The following is a 2599-nucleotide window of genomic DNA, read 5'->3' as shown; positions in this document are numbered from 1 at the left end:
GTCCAGCCTTGATTGAGCAATGAATGAACCTCCTCTTCAATCAAGAAGTGCGACATGCATCCGCCAGTTCCGCAATAAAGAGATGCGGCGCTTGAACACGCGAAAGCAGACTCATTCAGAACCCAGTCGTGTTGTAGATCTCCGTCGAGATCGACCCTTTCAACTGCGCCCCAGGCTGTATCAAACTGACCGTCGTTGAACTCAGCGCAGGCTCGTGCCGCCAGATCAACCTTCGCCTGCAAACCGGGCGGAAGTTGCGAAACATCAGCCGCAACAGCTGGTGGGGTCCAAACAAGGCCCGAAACAAGCACAATCCCGGCGACCAAACATTTCATCTGACGCGCTATTTGGAAAGCTGGTTTGCAGGAGGTATCAATTGCACTGATCATACCTGTAGTCCCCATATTCCAGCCAGTTTGCCGAGCCGTCGCTAAAAATCAGAAACTCGGACCTGTCTTCCCCAAGCAGGGCGACGACAAATCCAGCGGGCGGCTCAGAGTTCCCGAAGTAACTGTAGGCCGTCATGGCTCTGATCGACTCGCCGTTAACCGCTACTCGCGCGTCCCACTCCCCCTCCGGCTTGTCCAAAATTACGGGTTCGATCACGCGCTCTATCGCTCCGCCACCACAATAGACGATGCCTTCGGGCGCTTCGTAGGAGGTCTCTTGGCTAACTTCTGAAACGCACGCAGAACGAAGGGACCGAATTGCTGCGCTGGAACCTTTCAAGTAAAAGATCCCATAGCTGACATCTTGATCAATCATCGACAGATTAACCGATGCATTGGCCGCAAGCTGATCCAGAACAAATCCATAGTCCGGCTGACTATTGAAACTGACCTCGACGGGATAGTTGTCGACAATCTGCACGGCAGCGTTTTCTGCGCCAACCTGAAATGCTCCAACTTCGGTGGTGCCGTTCTTCAAAAAACGAATGGAAAGCCCCTGCTTGTCCGCAATGTCCTGGCTGTCCTCGAATCCAGCCGGAGCAAAGCGAATACGGTCACACTGAAGTTCCAGCGTCATGTTTCCTGTCTGAATAAACGCATTGGGGTTGGGCCCGGAGCTAAACGACCACTCCGCCGATGCTGTGGTCGCCACTGCCATCAGTAGCATTCCAATGGAAATGGTTTTGCAGCTCATTTTTTCTCTCCATTGAGTTACGGTTCGCACTGTCGTTCAGCAGAAGTTCCATCCAATTGCCCGGACAGCCAGATCAGGAAACAGGTTCGCCGTATTCGTTTGCACCTTCTTGGGAAGGTCGTGTCAGCCACCAGATCATCAGGATAGACAGAACCAATTGAAGAATTGAGACAACAACAATACCGGTCACGCCCAGTACTGCCGCGGGTCCTCGTAATGCATCGGGGTTTTCGGTCCCTTGCTCCAATACCGAAAAGAACGCCACCCCACCCAGCATAACAAAAAGCGTTGTAATGCTGAGCGCCATCGGCAGCAGCAAATACCAGCCAGGTCGTCCTGTATCATGCAGCCTTCGCCAACCGGCGGCCAGCATAGGTATGAGAACAGCCAGCTGGAAAACAGAGGACAGGACCCGAGATCCTTGCCCAGTTTCTGGGTTGGTCCCGAATATGATCGTATCCAGCACAGCTAAAACAGCACTCACGAGAACCACAAACAAGAAGAACCACCAGTATTCTGAGCGTATAGCCCGACCGGAGAACTGGAAGTATTTCGAGAAACACGTCTTAACGGCTTCACCAAATCCCATCTTTCAATCCCTTCATTGTTTCTGTGCGGCCTCAAATCGCTTCGCCGCTCAGGGGAACACACTCGCAGCTCCCACTTACTTTTTGTTTGAACGCAGAGGCCTATCGTACGAGAGCGTAGAGAAATTTACGCGCGGAAAAAATATTGATTTATTAAAAATTAGATTCAAACATGCGAATTCGACACAACTTTATTTTACCTCCGTTGTTGTCGTTGCTGCTCGCTGTGCCGAGCCCTTCCGACTGCTGGAGTGAGTGCTAGCGGTCGGAAGGCACTTTATAATGATTGAGCGCTGGGAGGACGCGATGCTTAGACTTAAGGAACTCGCCCTCTCTCCAGAGTTTGCTCTAGCATTTGCTAGTGGCGTCATTCAGCCTTCGCACGTTATTGGCGGCCCCGATAGTCAACAAAATATCGTCCCGCCGACCAAGCCCCTCACGGCAAGTTTTGGGAAAGGTCGTCACAGGATCAAGGTATGTTCAATTGGCTGCACAGGCGCGAGAGCTTCAAACAAGCGCATCCAATTTCACTAATTTCAAGGGAACCAGAGGGAGAAGAAAATGTCTAACAAGATGGTGATGATTGCAGGCGCAACTTGTTTCACACTGCTTGCGGCCTGTGACGACACGGGTACATCCAGTGCGTCCGCCGAACTCACACCCGCTCAGCAGGCGTGTTTGCGAGATGTAGCTAACACGACGAACAATTCGCAAGTCGTGGTGCTCTCATCCGCGTTTAGCGAGGCGGGAACACAGGTCACAGTCGGCGTTGGCGAGGATCGTGCTCCTTGGAATTGCATTGCTTACAGTGATGGCGCGACAGCTGGTATCGAGTTCCTTGGCGACGAAGGCGCATTGTGAGCAGTCTG

General features: G+C 52.3%; 4 protein-coding genes. 1 reads left to right on the top strand and 3 read right to left on the bottom strand.

The features are described 5' to 3' along the window. From AC2FJE_RS23405 to AC2FJE_RS23395, 3 genes are all read right to left on the bottom strand, one after another. On the bottom strand, nt 1–389 hold a 389-nt coding region (locus AC2FJE_RS23405), incomplete at its 3' end, for a hypothetical protein (protein WP_496761526.1). After that, the gene (locus AC2FJE_RS23400; RefSeq protein WP_496761525.1) at nt 373–1143 is read right to left on the bottom strand and encodes a hypothetical protein; all 771 of its coding nucleotides are present in this window, start codon (nt 1141–1143) and stop codon (nt 373–375) included. The genes AC2FJE_RS23400 and AC2FJE_RS23405, both read right to left, overlap by 17 nt. Nucleotides 1144–1216: 73 nt before the next feature. After that, on the bottom strand, nt 1217–1732 hold the full coding sequence (locus tag AC2FJE_RS23395) for a DUF805 domain-containing protein (protein ID WP_299637029.1): 516 nt from the start codon (nt 1730–1732) through the stop codon (nt 1217–1219). A 559-nt stretch (nt 1733–2291) separates the two neighbouring features. Here AC2FJE_RS23395 and AC2FJE_RS23390 point away from each other — a divergent pair. Next, complete coding sequence (locus AC2FJE_RS23390) at nt 2292–2591, top strand: hypothetical protein (RefSeq protein ID WP_170428306.1); 300 nt, start codon at nt 2292–2294, stop codon at nt 2589–2591. The last annotated feature ends 8 nt before the right edge of the window (nt 2592–2599 follow it).

It is taken from the genome of Ruegeria sp. CDSC002 (assembly GCF_059610905.1).
The sequence above is the reverse complement of the archived record's forward strand: the minus strand, read 5'-3'. Positions and strand labels throughout refer to the sequence as shown.

Excerpts from the sequence above, each read along its gene's own strand:
- AC2FJE_RS23400 (WP_496761525.1), bottom strand. The coding sequence starts at position 1,143 with ATGAGCTGCAAAACCATTTCCATTGGAATGCTACTGATGGCAGTGGCG.
- AC2FJE_RS23395 (WP_299637029.1), bottom strand. The coding sequence starts at position 1,732 with ATGGGATTTGGTGAAGCCGTTAAGACGTGTTTCTCGAAATACTTCCAG.
- AC2FJE_RS23390 (WP_170428306.1), top strand. The coding sequence starts at position 2,292 with ATGTCTAACAAGATGGTGATGATTGCAGGCGCAACTTGTTTCACACTG.